The organism is Cellulomonas sp. CW35 (assembly GCF_052378485.1).
GTDB lineage: Bacteria > Actinomycetota > Actinomycetes > Actinomycetales > Cellulomonadaceae > Cellulomonas > Cellulomonas uda.
On the sequence record NZ_CP199000.1, the window covers coordinates 3,141,619 to 3,160,608 of the forward strand.

General features: G+C 75.9%; 15 protein-coding genes and 1 pseudogene. 8 read left to right on the forward strand and 8 right to left on the reverse strand.

Going from position 1 to position 18,990, the window contains the following annotated elements:
- Positions 1-50 precede the first annotated feature (50 nt).
- The 4 genes and pseudogenes from hpt to dacB form a co-directional block, all read right to left on the reverse strand.
- Positions 51-605: a hypoxanthine phosphoribosyltransferase gene (gene hpt / locus ACT17Q_RS14340; RefSeq protein WP_198303619.1), complete on the reverse strand. Its 555-nt coding sequence runs from the start codon at positions 603-605 to the stop codon at positions 51-53.
- A 69-nt stretch (positions 606-674) separates the two neighbouring features.
- Positions 675-1,757, reverse strand: a pseudogene (tilS, locus tag ACT17Q_RS14345) (tRNA lysidine(34) synthetase TilS); the annotation flags it as partial.
- Between the two features lie 55 nt (positions 1,758-1,812).
- Positions 1,813-2,946 carry a zinc-dependent metalloprotease gene (locus ACT17Q_RS14350; protein WP_444663248.1) on the reverse strand — a complete coding sequence of 378 codons (1,134 nt, stop codon included), beginning with the start codon at positions 2,944-2,946 and terminating at the stop codon, positions 1,813-1,815.
- A gap of 44 nt (positions 2,947-2,990) precedes the next feature.
- Positions 2,991-4,415, reverse strand: coding sequence for a D-alanyl-D-alanine carboxypeptidase/D-alanyl-D-alanine endopeptidase (gene dacB / locus ACT17Q_RS14355; RefSeq protein WP_444663250.1), 1,425 nt, complete (start codon positions 4,413-4,415; stop codon positions 2,991-2,993).
- Between the two features lie 181 nt (positions 4,416-4,596).
- Between dacB and ACT17Q_RS14360 the strand changes: the two genes are divergently transcribed.
- Positions 4,597-5,094, forward strand: coding sequence for an inorganic diphosphatase (locus ACT17Q_RS14360; protein WP_094181767.1), 498 nt, complete (start codon positions 4,597-4,599; stop codon positions 5,092-5,094).
- Positions 5,095-5,216: 122 nt separating this feature from the next.
- Here the strand turns inward: ACT17Q_RS14360 and ACT17Q_RS14365 are convergent, their stop codons facing one another.
- Positions 5,217-6,737 (reverse strand): C40 family peptidase, encoded by a 1,521-nt coding sequence (locus ACT17Q_RS14365; protein ID WP_444663253.1) that lies wholly within the window; start codon positions 6,735-6,737, stop codon positions 5,217-5,219.
- Positions 6,738-7,132: 395 nt separating this feature from the next.
- On the opposite strand from ACT17Q_RS14365, the gene ACT17Q_RS14370 reads away from it, so the two are divergent.
- The 6 genes from ACT17Q_RS14370 (at position 7,133) to ACT17Q_RS14395 (ending at position 13,639) form a co-directional block, all read left to right on the forward strand.
- Complete coding sequence (locus tag ACT17Q_RS14370; RefSeq protein ID WP_094181766.1) at positions 7,133-8,452, forward strand: bifunctional o-acetylhomoserine/o-acetylserine sulfhydrylase; 1,320 nt, start codon at positions 7,133-7,135, stop codon at positions 8,450-8,452.
- A 150-nt stretch (positions 8,453-8,602) separates the two neighbouring features.
- Positions 8,603-9,838, forward strand: coding sequence for a homoserine O-acetyltransferase MetX (gene metX / locus ACT17Q_RS14375; RefSeq protein ID WP_094181765.1), 1,236 nt, complete (start codon positions 8,603-8,605; stop codon positions 9,836-9,838).
- A gap of 104 nt (positions 9,839-9,942) precedes the next feature.
- Entirely contained in the window at positions 9,943-10,668 is a 726-nt protein-coding gene (locus ACT17Q_RS14380) for a maleylpyruvate isomerase N-terminal domain-containing protein (RefSeq protein ID WP_444663256.1), read from the forward strand.
- Between the two features lie 47 nt (positions 10,669-10,715).
- Complete coding sequence (locus tag ACT17Q_RS14385; protein ID WP_444663258.1) at positions 10,716-11,513, forward strand: DUF5995 family protein; 798 nt, start codon at positions 10,716-10,718, stop codon at positions 11,511-11,513.
- A 66-nt stretch (positions 11,514-11,579) separates the two neighbouring features.
- On the forward strand, positions 11,580-12,536 hold the full coding sequence (locus tag ACT17Q_RS14390; protein ID WP_444663260.1) for a zinc-binding dehydrogenase: 957 nt from the start codon (positions 11,580-11,582) through the stop codon (positions 12,534-12,536).
- A gap of 26 nt (positions 12,537-12,562) precedes the next feature.
- On the forward strand, positions 12,563-13,639 hold the full coding sequence (locus tag ACT17Q_RS14395; RefSeq protein WP_444663262.1) for an alpha/beta hydrolase: 1,077 nt from the start codon (positions 12,563-12,565) through the stop codon (positions 13,637-13,639).
- A 15-nt stretch (positions 13,640-13,654) separates the two neighbouring features.
- On the opposite strand, the gene ACT17Q_RS14400 is transcribed toward ACT17Q_RS14395, so the two are convergent.
- The 3 genes from ACT17Q_RS14400 to ACT17Q_RS14410 form a co-directional block, all read right to left on the reverse strand.
- Positions 13,655-15,580, reverse strand: coding sequence for a restriction system modified-DNA reader domain-containing protein (locus ACT17Q_RS14400; protein WP_444663264.1), 1,926 nt, complete (start codon positions 15,578-15,580; stop codon positions 13,655-13,657).
- A gap of 433 nt (positions 15,581-16,013) precedes the next feature.
- The gene (locus tag ACT17Q_RS14405; RefSeq protein WP_094181760.1) at positions 16,014-16,346 is read right to left on the reverse strand and encodes a thiamine-binding protein; all 333 of its coding nucleotides are present in this window, start codon (positions 16,344-16,346) and stop codon (positions 16,014-16,016) included.
- Positions 16,347-16,392: 46 nt separating this feature from the next.
- Positions 16,393-16,851, reverse strand: coding sequence for a pyridoxamine 5'-phosphate oxidase family protein (locus tag ACT17Q_RS14410; protein WP_244937781.1), 459 nt, complete (start codon positions 16,849-16,851; stop codon positions 16,393-16,395).
- A 142-nt stretch (positions 16,852-16,993) separates the two neighbouring features.
- Between ACT17Q_RS14410 and ACT17Q_RS14415 the strand changes: the two genes are divergently transcribed.
- Positions 16,994-18,850, forward strand: a complete 1,857-nt coding sequence (locus tag ACT17Q_RS14415) for a DUF222 domain-containing protein (protein ID WP_444663267.1) — start codon at positions 16,994-16,996, stop codon at positions 18,848-18,850.
- Positions 18,851-18,990: the final 140 nt, after the last annotated feature.

An 18,990-nucleotide genomic window follows, 5' to 3' on the forward strand; every position in this document is an offset into this window, starting at 1 on the left:
CGGCGACGGCCGGGCGGTGCGTGCGGACGGGCAGGCGGACGGGCAGCGGCTCAGGAGGTGTACACGTGCGGTGCCAGGGTGCCGACGAACGGCAGGTTCCGGTACCGCTCGGCGTAGTCGAGGCCGTACCCGACGACGAACTCCGACGGGATGTCGAAGCCGACGTACCGCACGTCGACCTCGACCTTCGCCGCGTCAGGCTTGCGCAGCATGGTCGCGATCTCCACGCTCGCCGGGCCGCGGCTGCGCAGGTTCGACACGAGCCAGGACAGCGTCAGGCCCGAGTCGATGATGTCCTCGACGATCAGCACGTGCTTGCCCGTGAGGTCGGTGTCGAGGTCCTTGAGGATCCGCACGACGCCGGAGGACTTGGTGCCGGAGCCGTACGACGACACCGCCATCCAGTCCATCGCGACGGGCGAGTGCAGCCGGCGCGCGAGGTCCGCCATGACCATCACGGCACCCTTGAGGACGCCGACGAGCAGCAGGTCCTTGTCCGCGTAGTCCGCGTCGACCTGCGCCGCGATCTCGTCGAGCCGACCGTGCAGCTGCTCCTGCGTGAGCAGGACCTTCTCCAGGTCGTCTCCCATGTCCGCAGGGTCCACAGCTGCTCCTGTCCAGAGGCTCTCGGGGTCGCTCGGGCGGTTCGTCCCGGGTCGCGCCGCGCGGATGGCGGGTCCGACCACAAGCCTGCCACAGCGCCGGGCCGCGACCACGCGCCCGGGCAGGGTGAGCGGGCCCTGGCCGTGCCAGCGGGTGAGCAGCGCGTCGAGCTCGAGCACGTGCACGCGGTGCACCGAGCCGGCGGGTGCGCCCGCGGCGACGAGCGCGGCGCGCAGGGCCCGGCGGCGCACCGCGGGCGGGGCGTCGGCGAGCGTCGCGACGTCGAGCACGACGGCGTCCGCGTGCTCGTCGTGACCCGGGCGGGCGCCCGCGTCGCCGTCCCGGGCCGCGTGCTGCGCGGTGTCCCGACGAGCGTGCTCGCGCGCGTCGTGCAGCAGCGCGGCGGCCTGCTCGTCGAGCGCCTCCGCGTCCTCGCGCAGCTGCGTGGCGGTGCGGGCGAGCGCCGCCGCGACACCGGGCCCGAGCTCGCGCTCGAGCACGGGCAGCACGGTGGCGCGCACGCGGCTGCGCAGCGGGTCGCCGCAGCGGCCCGCGTTGGTCGGGTCGTGCCACGGGTCGAGGCCCAGGGCGTCGCAGACCGCGAGCGTGTCGGCACGGCGGACCGCGAGGAACGGCCGGCGCAGCCGGCCGCGCACGGCGGGCATCCCGGACAGGGACCGCGCGCCCGACCCGCGCGCGAGCCCGAGCAGCACGGTCTCGGCCTGGTCGTCGAGCGTGTGGCCGAGCAGCACCGCGGCGGCGCCGGTCTCGTCGGCGGCGCGCTCGAGGGCGGCGTACCGCGCCGCGCGCGCGGCGGCCTCGGGGCCGCCCGGCCCGGCGACGTCCACGCGCACGACGAGCACCGGGTCGAGCCCGAGCGCACGGCACTGCTCGGCCGCGCGCGCGGCGACGTCGCCGGAGCCCGCCACGAGCCCGTGGTCGACGACGACCGCGCCGGCCCGCGGCCGCACCTCGTCGGACCGCCGGTGTGACCCGCGGCCACCGGGCACGGCGAACGCCGCGGCGGCCGCGAGCGCGAGCGAGTCGGGACCGCCCGAGCACGCGACGAGCACGAGCGCGTCGTCGGGCAGGTCGGCGACCGCGGCGCGGACGGCACGCCGGGCGGCCGCGACGCGCGGGTCGGGTCCGGTCACGGTCGGCGTCCGGCCACGAGCGGTACCCGCCGACGAGAACGCGCGTGGGCGCGCATCAGCCGTGCACGCGGCGCACCCAGGCGCCGGGGTCGGCGATCTCCGCGGCGGTCGGCAGGTGCGCGGGGTCCGCGAACACCGCGTTGAACCCGGTCACACCGACGCGCGAGCGGACGGCCCGCACGAACACGGCACCGTCGCGGTACTGCGCGAGCTTGGCGTCCATGCCGAGCAGGCGCCGCAGCACCGACTCGAGCCCGCGCACGCGTGACTGCGCGTCGCGCCGCGCCTCGAACTTGCGCCGGATCTCGTCGACGGACGGCACGACGCTCCGCCCGACGGCGTCCATCGCGACGTCCGCGTGCCCCTCGAGCAGGGACATGACGGCGCCGACCTCGTCGACGACCTGGCGCTGCTCGGGCGTCAGGACGTCCAGGATGCTCGCGTCGTCGTCGGTGAGCACGCGGCCCAGCGCGGAGAGCATCCGGCTGAGCGTCTCCTCGCGGCCCTCGTCGCCCGCGTGCCCCGTGACCTGCCCGGCGACGTCGCCGAGCAGCGCGGCGGACCGCTCCCGCAGGTGGTCGGCGAGCCACGGCGCGGCGGCGAACTGCAGCGCGTGCGTCTGCTCGTGCAGCGCGACCCACAGCCGGAAGTCGGCGGGCTCGACGCGCAGCGTCCGCTCGAGGTGCAGCACGTTGGGCGCGACGAGCAGCAGCCGTCCCTCGCCGGGTGCGCCGGCCGGAGCACCCGCGCGTGGCGTGTACGGGTCGAACTGCCCGAGCACCTTGCCGGCCAGCACGCCGAGCACGGCGCCGACCTGGGCGGCACCCGCGAGCCGCCCGACGGCGGAGGAGCCGCGCGCGCCAGACCCGTCGGGGCGCGCGAGTGCGTCGACGAGGGGCGTCGCCATGACCTCGAACATCCGCACGTTCGCGCGCGCCCAGCCGGCACGGTCGACGACGAGCACGCGCGAGACGTCCGCCGCGGGTCGACCGTCGGCCGCCTCGAGCCGGGTGACGCGTGCGGCGTGCTCGGCCGCGGGCCCGGCCGCGGCCCGCAGCCCCGCGACGAGGTCCTCGAGCTCGGCACGCGGCGCGCGCGGGCCCGGCCGTACGGCGCGCGCGGCGAGGCGGGCGGCGGCGTCCCAGTCGACGGGGCCGGGGGCGCTCGTCGTCGTGCGCGTGGCGCTCATGCGGCTCACCGTAACCCGCGGGACCACGCGTACGACCGGCCGGGTCAGCCCTGGCAGCCGCACCCGTGCAGCGCTGTGACGAACGCGTCGATCGCCTGGCGCGGACCCCACGGCCCGGTCTCCTTGGCGTGCCGGACCAGGACGACGAACGTGAGCTGGCGGCCCTGCGCGGTGAGGACGGTGCCTGCCAGACCCTTGACGCCCGCGAGGCTGCCGGTCTTGGCGCGCACCAGCCCGCGCGCGTCGGACGTGAGGTAGCGGTCGTGCAGCGTGCCCGTGAGGCCGCCGATCGGCATCCCGGCGGCGATCGAGCGCAGCTCGGGGTGCGCGGGGTCGGCCACGAGCTGGACCAGGTCGAGCAGCGTCGTCGGCGTGAGGCGCGAGCCCTCGGCGAGCCCGGACGCGTCCGCGAGCGCCGCGTCCGTGGTGTCGGCGCCGAGCCGGGTGACCGCCCGCAGCACGGCCTGCGTGCCGCCGTCGAAGCTCGCGGGCAGGCCCTGGTCGAGTGCGACCGCGCGCGAGACGACCTCGGTGATCGTGTTGTCCGAGGACTCGAGGAAGAAGTGCACGACGTCCTGCAGCGGGGCCGAGCCCACGGTCGCCAGGACGGTCGCGCCCGAGGGCGCACCGCCGCGTGCGACCGTCCCGGTGACGGTCACGCCGGCCTCCGCGAGCCGGGCCGCGAACACCTGCGCGGCGGACAGCGCGGGGTCCGACGAGCGCGGCGGGTACTCCACGCCCTCCTTGGTCGCCGCGATCCGCACCGCGAGCGGCGCGACGGGCGCGACGTAGCCGAGGTTGAGGTCGTCCTCGTCCCAGCCGAGGCTGGTGCGCGGGCCGGAGTACAGGGTGTCGTCGACGCGCAGCGTGACCTCGGTCAGCCCGACGAGCCTGAGCTGCTTGGCCGCGGCGCGCGCCAGGTCACCCAGGCCCGCGCGCCCGTTGACGGCGGACGCGTCGCCCTCGTCGGGCGCGAGCATCATGTCGCCCCCGCCGACGAGCACCACCTGGTTGCCGGGGCCGCGCACGACGCTCGTCGTGAACGTGCTCGCCGGGTCCAGCGTGCCGAGCGCCGCGACGGCCGTGACGAGCTTCGCGGTGGACGCCGGCTCCCGCGCGACGTCCGCGCCGTGCTGCGCGACGACCTGCCCCGTGAGCTCGTCCGCGACGACCACCCCGACGGCGCTGCCCTCGCCCAGGCGCTCGTCGGCGACCAGGTCAGCGACGAGCGCCTCCACGGGTGCGGACGCCGGCACGGGCGCGTCCGCGGCCACCGGCCCGAGGGCGGGCTCGACCTCGGGCGGCGCGACGGCGGCGGGCGCCGTCGGGAACGGCGCGGGGTCCGGCGGGACCGGGTCGAGCGTCACGAACCCGGGCGCGACGTCGTACGCGTCGGCCGCCACGTAGCCCCCGACGCCGAGCACCAGGACGAGCATCGTCGTGCCGACGACTCGCGCGCCTGTGGCCATCGTCACGCTCCGCTCAGGGGCCTCGAAGAAGTGCGATGGGACGATCGGCCCACCGGTGCGTCAGACTATGACGGACAACTCGGTGCGCCCGAACCCGCGGCACGCCGGTCACCGAACCACGCCGCGTGCGCGCGCACCTCCCACCGGTGGTGCGCCGGCGCCGCGAGCCGACAGGAGAGCTGTGGAGTTCGACGTCACGATCGAGATCCCCAAGGGTCAGCGCAACAAGTACGAGGTGGATCACGCGACGGGGCGGATCCGGCTCGACCGCATGCTCTTCACCTCGACGCGCTACCCGGACGACTACGGCTTCATCGAGGGCACCCTGGGTGAGGACGGCGACCCGCTGGACGCCCTCGTCCTGCTCGAGGAGCCCACGTTCCCCGGCTGCCTGATCCGGTGCCGCGCGCTCGGCATGTTCCGCATGCGCGACGAGGCCGGCGGCGACGACAAGGTGCTGTGCGTGCCCACGGGCGACCAGCGCGCCGCGTGGCGGCAGGACATCGACGACGTCTCCGACTTCCACCGCCTGGAGATCCAGCACTTCTTCGAGGTCTACAAGGACCTCGAGCCCGGCAAGTCCGTCGAGGGCGCGCACTGGGTGGGCCGCGCGGAGGCCGAGGCGGAGATCCAGCGTTCGCGCCAGCGCGCGATCGACTCGGGCTACGACCAGCACTGAGCGAGTCGCTGAGCCGGCACTCAGCCGGCACTGAGCCGGCACTGGCCGGCACTGGCCGGTCACGACGAAGGCCCGGACCCCCGCGGGGAGTCCGGGCCTTCGTCGTCGGTCCTCAGGTCAGGTCACGGTCGGCCGGCGTAGGGCATCGAGCCCGCGTACCGCATCGACGTGATGCGCACGGCCACGCCCGGCCGCGGCGCCTCGATGATCTGCCCGCCGCCGATGTACATCGCGACGTGGTAGATCGAGTCGGGGCTGTTCGGGTTGGTGCCCCAGAACACGAGGTCACCGGGGCGCATGTCGGCGTAGCGGATCTTGAGGACCTGCTTGTACTGGTCGCGTGACGTCCGGTTGAGCCCGACACCCGCGCCGCTCCACGAGGTCATGGTCAGCCCGGAGCAGTCGTAGCCCGGGCCCGTGCCGCCCCACACGTAGGGCGCGCCCAGGCGGGTCTTCGCGATCGAGACGGCCTTCTGGCCCTGCGACGACGAGCCGCGCGAGACGCCGGTGCCGAGGCCGTACCGGTCGGTCGGGGTGGGCGCCGGGGCCGGCGTGGTGGGACGCGGGGCCGGGGTGGTCGGGGCCGGGGCCGGGGTCGTGGGGCGCGGTGCCGGGGTGGTGGGCCGCGGGGCCGGCGTCGTGGGGCGCGGGGCGGGCGTCGTCGGGTCGGGCCTCGTCGGCTCCGGGTCGCGCGTCGGCGCGGGGTCCGGCGCGGGGTCCGGCGTGCGGATCGGCTCGGGGTCGGTCGTCTCGACGGGCGTCGGGTCCTGCTGCTCCTCGCGGCGACGACGAGCCTCCTCCTCCTCGCGTGCGCGACGCTCGGCCTCGATGGCCTCCTGCCGCTCGCGCTCGACCTCGACGCTCGTGCTGCGCGCGGCGGCGAGCTGGCCGAGCAGCGCCTCGCGCTCGGTCTGGGCCGCGGCCTGTGCGGCGTCCGCGTCGTCGGCGAGGTCCTGCGCGTGGTCGAGCGCGGCCTGCGCGTCGTCCTGCGCGCGCGCCGCGGTGGCGGCCGCGTCGTCCGCCGTGCCGGCGAGGGTGCTCGAGACGAGCTTCGCCGCCTGGTAGCCCTGCACGGCCGAGTCGGCCTTGCGGGTGATCTGGTCCATCGCGGAGGTCCGACGAGCGACGTCGGCGAAGCCGTCCGCGGACAGCAGGGACTCGACGAGGTCGGCGGAGCCGCCGGACCGGGCGACCTGCCGGGCGATCGCGAGCAGCTCGCGGCGCGCCTGCTCGGCGTCCGCGGCGGCCTGGTCGGCGCGCGTCCGGGCCGCGTCGGCACCGGCCTGCGCCGCCTGCGCGTCGCTCATCGCCTGCGTGTACGCCTCGCCGGCCTGCTGGACCTGGAGGGTCGCGGTGTCCGCCTCGGCGGACAGCTGCGCGAGCCGGACCTCCATCTCGGCGACGGACTGCTCGGCGCGGCCGACGGCGGCGCGCGCGTCGCGCACGTCCTGGTCGCTCGGGCCCGTGGGGTCGGCGACGGCGCCGGGCGCGCCGACGAGCAGCGCCGCGATCGTCGCGACCGTGAGCGCGCCTGCGCCGCGCGCTCGTCGTCCTCGTCGCTCCACCTCGTGCGTGCCCTTCGTCGTGCCGATGTCCCTGCCGGACCCACCAGCGGCGGTACCGCGTTCTCGGACGGTACCCACGCGTGCCACAGAAGTGAACTCCCGTCACAAGAGTCACTCCTTTCACAGCAGTCACATCCGGGACGAACCCGACACATGCGACGCCGCCCGTCCACCATCTGAGACAAAGGTCCCGGCCCGGAGGCGCTGCACCGCGAATGAGACACCCATCTCAGTAAGCAAGACGCCCGTTCCACGGCACGGACGCAGCCCGTAGCCTCGGCCCCATGCTTCGTCGAATGTGTCGCTGACCAGCGCACGTTCGGCATGCCTGCGGGCAGCTCGCCGCCCGGACCCCGTCCGGCGACGACCCCCGCACCAGCCCGTCTCGACCGTGCGCCCCTCCCCCTCTCCCCGCGGGTCGGACGTCGGCTGCCGAGCTCCCCGCGGACCCACCCCGCCACAAGGAGCCAGCAGTGAGCAACGAGAACTGGAACTTCGAGACCCGCCAGATCCACGCGGGCCAGGTCCCCGACCCGACGACGGGCGCGCGCGCCCTGCCGATCTACCAGACCACGTCCTACGTCTTCCCCGACGCCGGCGTCGCCGCCGCGCGGTTCGCGCTGCAGGACCTGGGCCCGATCTACACGCGCATCGGCAACCCCACGCAGGAGGTCGTCGAGAACCGCATCGCGTCGCTCGAGGGCGGCGTCGGCGCGCTGCTCGTCGCGTCCGGCCAGGCCGCCGAGACGTTCGCGATCCTCAACGTCGCCGAGGCCGGCGACCACGTCGTCGCGAGCCCGTCGCTCTACGGCGGCACGTACAACCTGCTGCACTACACGCTGCCCAAGCTCGGCGTCGAGACGACGTTCGTGACGGACCCGCACGACGCCGAGGCGTGGCGCGCCGCGATCCGCCCCAACACCAAGGCGTTCTTCGCCGAGACCATCCCGAACCCGAAGTCCGACGTGCTCGACATCGAGCTCGTCGCCGGCGTCGCGCACGAGTACGGCGTGCCGCTCATCGTCGACAACACCGTCGCCACGCCCTACCTCATCAACCCGCTGAAGTGGGGCGCCGACGTCGTGGTGCACTCCGCGACCAAGTACCTCGGCGGGCACGGCTCGGCGATCGGCGGCGTGATCGTCGACGGCGGCACGTTCGACTACGCGCAGTACCCGGACCGCTTCCCCGGCTTCAACCTGCCCGACCCCTCGTACCACGGCCTCAAGATCGCCGAGGCGCTCGGCGTCGGCTCGGCGTTCGGCGCGAACCTGTCGTACATCCTCAAGGCGCGCATCCAGCTCCTGCGCGACCTGGGCTCCGCGATCTCCCCGTTCAACGCGTTCCTCATCTCCCAGGGCATCGAGACGCTGTCCCTGCGCGTCGAGCGGCACGTCGAGAACGCCACCAAGGTCGCGCAGTGGCTCGAGGCGCGCGACGACGTGCAGCGCGTGCACTACTCGGGCCTCGAGTCGAGCCCGTGGCACGCCAACCAGGTCAAGTACGCGCCGCGCGGCGGTGGCGCGGTCCTCGCGTTCGAGATCGAGGGCGGTTCCGCGGCCGGCCAGGCGTTCGTCTCGGCGCTCGAGCTGCACTCGAACGTCGCGAACATCGGTGACGTGCGCTCGCTCGTCATCCACCCCGCGTCGACCACGCACAGCCAGCTGACCCCGCAGGAGCAGGAGCTGTCCGGCGTCACGCCGGGGCTCGTGCGCCTCGCGGTCGGCATCGAGCACGTCGACGACATCCTCGCCGACCTCGAGGCCGGCTTCCGCGCCGCCAAGGGCGCCTGACCACCGGGCCGGGTGGGCGCCACCCCCGACCGCCCACCCGGCCCGCACCCCGTCCCGCCGTCGTCGCCCCGCCTTCGTCGTCCCGCCTTCGTCGTCCCGCAGGACGGGACGACGGGCGGCGTCCCTCCCCCTTCCGTAGATTGGCTGACCGTGTCCGACGAGAACGCGACGGTGCCCGCCACGAGCCCACCGGCCGGCGGCGCCCACGCCCGCACCGGGACGAGCCGCGTCCCGGTCGCGCAGCGCCCGCCGGTGCCCGCGTCCGCCGCCTGGCAGGACGGCGACCCGCTCGGGCGTCGGCAGCTCGCGGACCTCGGGCCGTTCGCGCTCGAGTCCGGCGGTCGCCTGCCCGCCGTCCGCCTCGCCTACGAGACGTGGGGCACGCTCGCCGAGGACGGGTCCAACGCGGTCCTCGTGCTGCACGCCCTCACCGGCGACTCGCACGTGACCGGCGACGCGGCCGAGGGCCACCCCACCCCCGGCTGGTGGCAGTCGATGGTCGGGCCGGGCGCACCGATCGACACCGACCGCTGGTTCGTCGTCGCCCCCAACGTCCTCGGCGGGTGCCAGGGCTCGACCGGTCCCGCGTCACCCGCGCCCGACGGGCGCCCCTGGGGCTCGCGGTTCCCCGTGCTGTCCGTGCGCGACCAGGTCGCCGCCGAGGTGCGGCTCGCCGACCTGCTCGGCATCCGGCGGTGGGCGCTCGTCATCGGCGCCTCGATGGGCGGGCAGCGCGTGCTCGAGTGGGCCGCGTCCGAGCCCGAGCGGGTCGAGGCGTTCGCGGCGATCGCGACCACCGCCGCGACCTGCGGGGACCAGATCGCCAACTTCCACACCCAGCTCGTCGCGATCCAGCAGGACCCCGCGTTCCGCGGCGGCGACTACTACGACGCCGCGCCCGGCGACGGCCCCCACCGCGGGCTGGGGCTCGCACGCCAGATCGCGCACCAGAGCTACCGGTCCGCGTACGAGCTCGACGAGCGGTTCGGCCGGATCCCGCAGGGCGCCGAGGACCCGCTCGAGGGCGGCCGGTTCGCCGTGCAGTCCTACCTCGAGCACCACGGCGACAAGCTCGCGCGCCGGTTCGACGCGAACACCTACGTCACCCTCACCCGCACCATGCTCACGCACGACCTCGGCCGCGACCGCGGCGGCGTGGACAACGCGCTGTCGCAGATCACCGCGCGCGGGCTCGTCGTCGCCGTCGACACCGACCGGCTGTTCCCCGTGGCGCAGTCCGAGCGGATCGCCGCGCACGTGCCCGGCGCGGGTCCCGTGCGCGTCGTGCACTCCGACTTCGGGCACGACGGGTTCCTCATCGAGGAGGACCAGGTCGGCGCGCTCGTCGCGGACTTCCTGACCGAGCGGGTCCGCAGCCGGCCCTGAGCGGGGACCCGCCGCGAGCCGGCACGGGCACCCGCGCGGGCACAGGCACGAGTAGGGGCACGGGCACGGGTACGGGCAGGGCGCGAGCACGGCAGGATGGCGCCATGACCGCGACCCTCGACGAGGCCACCACCGCGCTGCACGCCCAGTGGGACCGGCTGCGCACCTGGGTCGTCGACGTCGTCGACGACTCCGTGGGTGACGCACCGTCCGTGCTCGAGGGCTGGACCGTCACCGCGCTCGTCGCGCACGTCGGCCGGGCCATGGACGCGCTCGCCGCGTGCACGCCGCTGCCCCCCGGGACCGTGCCCCTCACGCTCGCCGAGTACCTCGGCACGTACGCGGGCCGCGCGGCGGACATCGCCGAGACCACGCGCGCGCTCGCCGCGCAGGTCGCCACCGACCCCGTCGCGTGGATCGACGCACGCGCCGCCGCGGCGTTCGCCGCGCTCGAGGCGCACAGCCGGTCCGGCGACCCCGTCGTCCAGGCCCGCCGGGGTCCCGTCCGGCTCTCCACGATGACGGTCTCGCGCGTCGTCGAGCTCGTCGTGCACGCCGACGACCTGTTCGTCTCGGTGCACCGCGTCCCCGGTGCGGGCGCCGGCCCCGACCCCGTGGAGCCCGGGGCGCTGCGGCTCGTCGCCGACGAGCTGCTCGCGATCGTCGTCGCCCGCGGCGGCTGGGACCTCGAGGTGGACGACGCACGCCGGTGGGTGCGGCTCGCGTCCGGACGCGAGCCCTACGACGTGGACGCGCTGGCCGTCGCGCTCGCGCCGCGGTGGACCGGGGACTCGCTGCCCGACCTGGGGCGCATGCTGCCCGTGCTCTGACGCGCTTCATCCTGGGCACGCGCGCCCCGCTCGGCCACAGTGGGGGCATGGGGCAGGACAGCGGTGCCCGGACGAGCGCAGGCTCGGGGTCGACGGCGGGGTCGGTCGCGGGGTCAGCGGGAGCCGTCGCGGGTTCCGTCGCGGGTTCGGTCGCGCTGGGCCGCGTGGTCGCCGCCATGGACGCCGAGCGCGAGCAGTGGCCCGCGGGCGACGGGCTCGGCGTGTTCAGCGACGTGTACCGGCAGGTCACGGTGCTCGTCGCGCGCCGCGTCGTCGACGGGACGTTCGGCGACCCGGCCTTCGTCGAGGACCTCGACGTCCGGTTCGCCGACCTGTACCTCGACGTGCCCCGCGACCTCGCCGCACGACGCCCCGTCAACCGCGCGTGGGCGCCGCTGGTCGAGCGCCGCGCGCACCGCGGGATCTGGCCCGTGCAGTTCGCGCTCGCCGGCATGAACGCGCACATCAACCACGACCTCGCGCTCGCCGTCGTCGCGACGTGCGAGGCGCGCGGCACCACACCGTCGGCGCGCGGCGTGCACGCCGACTTCGAGCGGGTCGACGACGTGCTCGCCGAGGTCGTGCGGCCCGTGCGGCAGTCGTTCCTCGACCGGCGCGTCGTCGCCGCGGGCGGCGAGCTGTCACCCGTCGCGGACCTCGTGTCGAGCTTCTCCATCGACAAGGCGCGCGACGCCGCCTGGGCCAACGCGCTCACGCTGTGGCACCTGCGTGACCTCGGGTTCGTCGCCGCGGCCGCGCGTGACGCGCTCGCGCGGACCGTCGGGCTGGTGAGCCGCCAGCTCCTCACGGTGTTCCCCGACCCGCTGGACCGCCCCGGCGACTGACCGGCCCGGCCGGCTCGCGTCCGCGATCCGCGCGTGCACCGGGCTACCCATCGGTAACGTGACGGTGTGATCGCGGCCTACGTACGAGAGCTCTCGTCCGACGACCCCGTCTCCGGCCTCGAGGTCGGCGACCGGCCCGAACCCGCGCCGCGCGAGCACTGGTCCGTGGTCGACGTCCGCGCCGCCGCGCTCAACCACCACGACCTGTGGTCGCTGCGTGGCGTCGGGCTGCGCGCCGACCAGCTGCCCATGGTGCTCGGCACCGACGCCGCGGGCGTCGTCGACGGACGCGAGGTCGTCGTGCACGGCGTCATCGGCGGCCCGAGCGGGCACGGCGTCGGGCCCGACGAACCGCGCTCGCTGCTGTCCGAGCGGTACCCCGGTACCCTCGCCGAGCGCGTCGCCGTCCCCACGTGGAACCTCGTCGACAAGCCCGCCGAGCTGTCGTTCGTCGAGGCCGCGTGCCTGCCGACCGCCTGGCTCACCGCGTACCGGATGCTGTTCACGACCGGCCGCGCCACACCCGGCCAACGCGTGCTCGTCCAGGGTGCCGGCGGGGGTGTCGCCACCGCCGCGATCCTCCTCGGCGCCGCGGCCGGCCTCGAGGTCGTCGTCACCAGCCGGTCCGACGAGCGACGCCGCCGCGCCCTCGAGCTCGGCGCGGCCGCCGCCGTCGAGACCGGGGCCCGCGTCCCGCGCGCCGACCTGGTCCTCGAGACCGTCGGACGCGCCACCTGGTCGCACACCATGCGCTCCGTGCGACCCGGCGGCACGGTCGTCGTCGCCGGCGCCACCTCGGGCGACCCCACCGCCGCCGAGCTCACCCGCCTGTTCTTCCAGGAGATCACCGTCGCGGGCGTCACCATGGGCTCGCGCGACGACCTGCAGCACCTGCTCGCGTTCCTCGCCCGGACCGGGGTGCGCCCGCTCGTCGACACCACCTACCCGCTCACGCAGGCAGGCGACGCACTGCGGCGGCTCGCCGCGGGCACGCAGTTCGGCAAGATCGTCCTGACGGTCTGACCCGCGACGGCCGAGCAGGGGGTGCGATGAGCGAGCGGACGACGAGCGGGACGGCCGGCACGCCGGTCCTCCCCGTCGCGCCCGTCGGGCCCCGCACGGACGTGCCCGACGAGGACGTCCCCACCGTCGAGTCCGCGCCCGGCACCTGGGTGCCCGACGTGCTCGGACCCGGGTACGAGGCGCAGACCCTGTACCTCGCACCCGACGACGAGGGCGCCGTCGTCGCGACCCTCGTGCGACACCGGCCCGAGACCGACGAGACCCTGCGCCCCGCACGCGCCGTGCTCTACCTGCACGGCTGGTCCGACTACTTCTTCCAGACCGGGCTCGCCGAGCACTGGACCGCGCGCGGCGTCGCGTTCTACGCGCTCGACCTGCGCAAGTACGGGCGCAGCCTGCGCGCGCACCAGACCCCCGGCTACGTCGACGACCTCGAGACGTACGACGAGGAGCTCGACGCAGCCCTCGCCGTCGTGCGCTCCGAGCTCGGTGCGCACGCCCGCGTCATGCTCATGGGCCACTCCACCGGCGGGCTCGTCACGAGCCTGTGGGCGCACCGGCACCCCGGACGCGTCGCCGGCCTCGTCCTCAACTCCCCCTGGCTCGAGCTCCAGGGCTCCGGCCTGCTGCGGCACGTGTCCAGCCCCGCCGTCGCCCAGCTCGCCCGGTTCCAGCCCAAGGCGCCCCTGCCCAACATCGACCCCGGCTTCTACAACCGCACCCTGTCCGCCGCGACCGGTGGTGAGTGGAGCTACGACGAGCGGTGGCGGCCCACCCCCGCGTTCCCCGTCCGCGCCGGGTGGCTCGCCGCGATCATGACCGGCCACACGCTCGTCGCGCGCGGCCTGTCCGTCGACGTGCCCATCCTCATGCTCGCGTCCACCCGCACCCTCATCACCCCCCGCTGGCACGACGACATGCGCTCCGCCGACATCGTCCTCGACGTCGAGCTGCTCGCCCGGCGCGCCGTGCAGCTCGGGCCCTGCGTCACCGTCGTCCGCATCGCCGGCGGCATCCACGACCTCGTCCTGTCCGCACCGCCCGTGCGCGCCCGCGTGTACGCCGAGATCGACCGGTGGACCGCCGGATACGGCTGGACCTGAGCCCGCCCGCGACCCTCAGGACTCGGTGCGGCCCGTGGCCTCCGCGAGCGTCGGGCCGCCGTCACCCAGCCGCCACGCACGCCACCCGTCGACCTCGACCGACGAGCTCGACGCGTACGCCGCCGCGTCCCCCGGCTCGACGAACCGCGCACCGTCCGGCAGCAGGATCGTGCCGTCCGGCTGGAGCTCCGCCACCAGCCGCTGACCCCGCCGCTCGCGCAACCACACGAGCGTCGCGATCGCACGGCGCCGCTTCGCCAGCATCGCCAGCTCCGGGTACGGCACGTCCGGGTCGCGCGGGGCCGGGCCCGCAGCCGACGGGGGCGGCGGGCCGTCCGGCAGGTCTGCCGACCCGTCCGCGAGTGCCTCGAACAGCGGCGACAAGCCGTCCGCCCGATCGTGTGCCCGGTCGTGTGCCCGGTCGTGTGCTCGGTCGTGTGCCCGATCGTCTGCCCGGTCGTGTGCCCCGTCGTCCGTCCGACCGTCTGCGGAGCGGCCGTCCGGCGTCCGGGCGTCGGCCGTCGACGGCGTCGGGGCCGTGCTCGTCGCCCGCGAGCCGCTGGGCGTGCGCGGGGTCACCGGGATCGACGGCATCGCGCCCGTGCCGACGACCGCGCCGTACGACGCGGCGGGCTTGGCGAGCGCCGGGTTCGCCGGGACGTCGCTCGTCGGCGCGTGGTTGGCCGGCGGGACGTAGGGGGAGGTCGTGCGGTTCGCGGGGGGCGAGTACGCGCGCGGCGCGAACGACGCCGGCGCAGCCGCTCGCGGTGCCGCGGGGCCGTGCGTCGACGACGACGAGCGCGGCCCGGACGACGCGCCGACCGGCGGGACGACCGTCGGGACCGCGCGGGTCTGCGCGCCCACCTGCCTGCTCGGCGTCCCCGCGACCGGCAGCGCGGTCGACGAGATCGTCTCCGACGCCGGGCGGGCGTCCCGGGCGCCTCCGCGGGAGGCCCTCGTCGTGCCCGGTGCGGCCGTCGTCGTACCGCTGGTGATCCCCGCGGTCGTCGTACCGGCGCGCATCGTGCTCGTCGGACCCGCCGTCGTCGGGCTCGCCGTCGTCGGGCCTGTGCTCGTCGGGCCTGTGCTCGTCACGCCCGCGTTCGTCGTGCCGGCGGCGCTGGTCGGGCGGGGTGGAGGCGGGACCGCCGGGACGGCCGCGGACACCGGGCGGCCGGGACCGTCCTGGCCCGTGCGGCCTCCGGCCGGGAAAGCCGACGACGCGGGCAGACCCGGCGTCCCCGCCCGCGACGACCCCACGGGCGACGGCGGGCGACGGCGGCCGTCCTCGTACGCCATCGCCGTCGCGAACGACGCCTCGCTCGAGCGCACGAGCCGCAGCGCGGTCGGCTCGACGGGCCGGCGCACGTTCTCGTGGCGCGCGAGCGGTGACACGTCGAGGAACCTGCGGTCGTCGACCCCGCGCACGACCCCGAGCTGCAGGATGTCCACGTGGCGGCCCGGGCCGCGCAGGTAGCCGAGCGTGTCCGCGGCCTCGGGGGCGACCTCCGAGCACACCACCAGGAGCCGCACCCCCTCACGCCGGCTCGACGTCATGCCGAACGCGACCTGCTCCCGGAACGCCGCGAAGTCCACCGCGAACCGCTCGGGGTCCGCGTGGTACGCGCGCGCCAGGTCCGTCGACGTCATGCGCGAGGCCGCGCCCGCGTGCCGCAGCGCCGCGACCACCGCGTCGTCGTCGAGCACCTGGACGGCCTCGAGGACGACCGCGCGGCCCGTCGAGTCCAGCGCCAGCAGCTCCGGCAGGTCCGCGTGGTCCGACGCGCTCGCCCGGTGCCGCACCGGGAACAGCGGCTCGCCCGCGATCGCGGCGAGGTGGTGCTGCACCAGCAGCGCCAGGTCCTGCGAGAACGACGCCGGGAGCGGCTGCATCGGCTGGACGAGGCGCGGCCGGCCGTCGTCGAGCTCGAACAGAGGCATCCGTCTCGCCGGCCTTCCTGGGTCTCGCAGGCACTTCGTGCGGGGTGGAACGGGGTGGTGCGTGCGCGGGCGAGCGGCGCGGACCGCGACGGGTCCGCTCCCTGCCGGAGCGTCCGTCCGACCGGGTGGCGGTCGTCGCGTGCCTACTGTCGCATGGCCGCGAATGTCCGGTCTGTCCGCCGGACGGGTCAGGTTCCGACCGCGGGCAGGGCCGTGCGGGTGACGACGAGCGCGTGGCCGTCCCCGGGCGCCATCCTGGCCCGCTCGGACGCGGGTGTCACGCGCCGTCCACGACCGCTCGTACCGTGTCGCGCGACACGCCCACGCCACGCCGACCGGCCCGTTCCACGCCGACGACGAGAGGTCGTGATCCATGAGGTTCCGGGCGCGTCCGTCGTCCTCCGTGGGCGCCGCACGCCGGGCCGCGACCCCGTCATCCGCCCTGCCGCGGGACCGGCTCGTCGGCCCGTGCCAGTGCGCCCTCGAGGCGCTCGACCTTGCCCGTCAGCTCACCGACGTGACCGGGCCGGATGTCCGCCTTGAGCACGAGCGACACGCGCGAGCCGAACGGCGCGACCGCCTCGGTCGCGCGCCTCACGACGTCGAAGCACGCATCCCAGTCGCCCTCGATCGTCGTGAACATCGCATCGGTGCGGCTCGGGAGGCCGGACTCCCGCACGACGCGGACCGCCGCCGCGACGGCGTCCGACACCGAGCCGTCGGAACGGCCGGTGCCGCTGGGTGCGACGGAGAACGCGACAAGCATCAGACACTCCTCAGGTCGGGATGGTGGCGGGGACCGGGTGGGGGCGTCACTCGCGCTCGACCCGGGTGATGCCGCGTCCCGGGTGCCACGCCGTCACGACCAGGCGGGTCCCGGTGGCGTCCATGCCGGTGTGGACGACCTCGGTGACGTCGAGCGCGAAGTACGCGCCGGGCAGCCCGCCGGCCGGCTGGGGGATCGGGACGAGCCGGCCGGCGAGCTTCGCGTCACCGACCCACTGCGCCAGGTCCTTCGGCGGCTCGATCGTCGGCGAGTGGATCGCCACGCGCGGGTCACGCTCCACGTCCCGGAGCTTGCGCGACGCGGGCATCATGCCGAGCGTCACGTCATCGCCCACCTCCAGCTCCGTGCCGGAGATGCGCGGCGAGCCGTCCGCCCGCGTCGTCGCCAGGGTCTTGTTGGTCCCCGCTGCGAACACCTCCTCGACCACCGCCGCCAGCTGCGGCACCTCGCGCCGCACGTCCACCCACCGCACTCGTCCGTCCACCCGACCATAAGACCGCGGACCACTGACATCCGCACCGACTCCGACCCGCGCGCTCCACGCACGCTGACGCCTGTCGCCTCCTCGTCCACAGGGCGCGCCCGCCCGTTCCCGCATCCGTGTCCGATCGACTAGCGTCGTACACATGTTCGATTCGTCGGAAGCGTCCTGGTCGGGCGGCGCAGCAGACCGCGCCGTCGCCCGCGCCGCGCTGCCCGCGAGCGGTGAGTCGCCGGACGGAGCTCTCGACGAGCTCGAGGCGGTGCGGATCCGGCTCGCCACGCTCGCGGCCGTCGCCGCGCGGGCCGACGGCTGGTCCGGCACGCAGCGGGCGCGCGCCCTGGCGACGCTCGACCGCATCGCATCCCTCGTGACGGTCGTGCGGTCGCCCGTGCTCGCGGCACAGCAGTCGGCGGCGGCCGCGGTCGGTGCCGGCCGCGAGTTCGCAGACACCCGCGCGCGGCTCACCGGCTCGACCAGGTGGCACGTGGCCGGTCAGGTCCGGTCCGCCGAGGCGCTGACGCGCCTGCCCACCGTGCGCGCCGCGATGGCCGAGGGCGTGGTGCGCGACGGTCACGTCGACGTGCTCGCACGCACGCTCGAGCAGGCGCCCGCACAGGCCGCCGAGTCGTTGCGCACGCCGCAGGGACAGGCGGCCGTGGTCGAGCTCGCGCGCGGGGTCGACGCCCGTGAGTTCGGCCGCACGCTCACGGCCTGGGTCGCCGCGCAGGACGACGACCACCTCGAGGCCAGACGCGCCGCCCAGCACCGCGCGAGGTTCCTCGCCCTCACCCACGCGGCGGACGGCACCCACCTGCGCGGGCGCCTCGACCCCGTCACGGGCCGGCTGCTGCAGCGCGCCCTCGACGCCACCGGGCACCGCCCCGACGACGACCGCACACCCGAGCAGGCTCGTGCCGACGCGTTGGCCGCGCTCGCCGGCAGCCCCGCTGCTGGGCACATCGCTCCCCCGTCGGCGTCGCAGCCGATCGAGCCGGTCGCCCACGCACGCCAGGTCGTGCGCGACGAGGTGCGCGACGAGGTGCGCGACGAGGTGCGTGCCGGGGCGTGGGCCGACGTGGGCGACGAGGCGCGCGGCGACGGGGAGCGGCCGCAGTCCGCCGCCGGTCCTCACCCCGGCTCGCTCGCCGTGCCCCACGTGTCGCTCCTCGTGCCTGCGGAGACGTGGGTGGAGCATCGTCGCCGCGCCGCGCGGCGTCACCGCGCGCCCGGCGCGCCGTCGAGCAGATCGGCGCCGGCGACGCCCTCCTCCTCCTCCTCCTCGGCGGTCCCACTGCCACCGGCCGTCACCGACGACGGCACCGTCCTGTCGCCGAGCGAGCTCGCGGCCGCCTTGTGCGACTGCGCGATGACGCGCGTGGTCATGGATGCGGCGGGCAGACCGCTCGACGTCGGCCGGACGCGACGCTCGTTCACGCCTGCCCAGCGCCTCGCTGTCGTCGCGCGTGACCGCGCGTGCGCGTGGAACGGGTGCTCGGTGCCGCCCGCGTACTGCGAGGTGCACCACATCGCGTGGTGGAACCGTGACGGGGGCACGTCCGACCTCGTCAACGCGGTCCTCCTGTGCTCGTTCCACCACCACGAGGTGCACCGCCTCGACCTCACCGTCGAACGCCACTCACCCGCCCTCGTTCCGCCGCACGGCGGCCCGCAGCGCACGCCCACGGGCTCCGAACCCGGGGAGCCAGATGCGACACCGGTGCCGGATAGCGCCCCGGGGCGGCCGCCGGGTGCGGTACCGGAGACGGATGGCGTACCGGAACCCTCGTGGGTGGCAGGAACGCCGCGCCCGGACCTCGCGATGTCAGGCGGGCGCTCCTCGGCCGGCACCCGCTACACGTTCCGCGACCGGTCGGGTCGGCCCTACAACGCCCCGGCGTCACCGACGCGCATCGTCGGGCAGGCGCCGGGCGCCGGCCACGGCGTGGGTCCGCACCTCGGCCCGGGCGTCGAGGCGAGACCAACGGGGTGGACGGCGTGAACCCGACCCGACACGGGTATGCCCTGCGGCCACGGTCGGCCCGGCGCGGGTCAGCCGGGGCGCGGGTCAGCCGGGGCGCGGGTCAGCCGGGGCGCGGGTCCGCCGGGGCGCGGGTCCGCCGGGGCGCGGGTCCGCCGGGG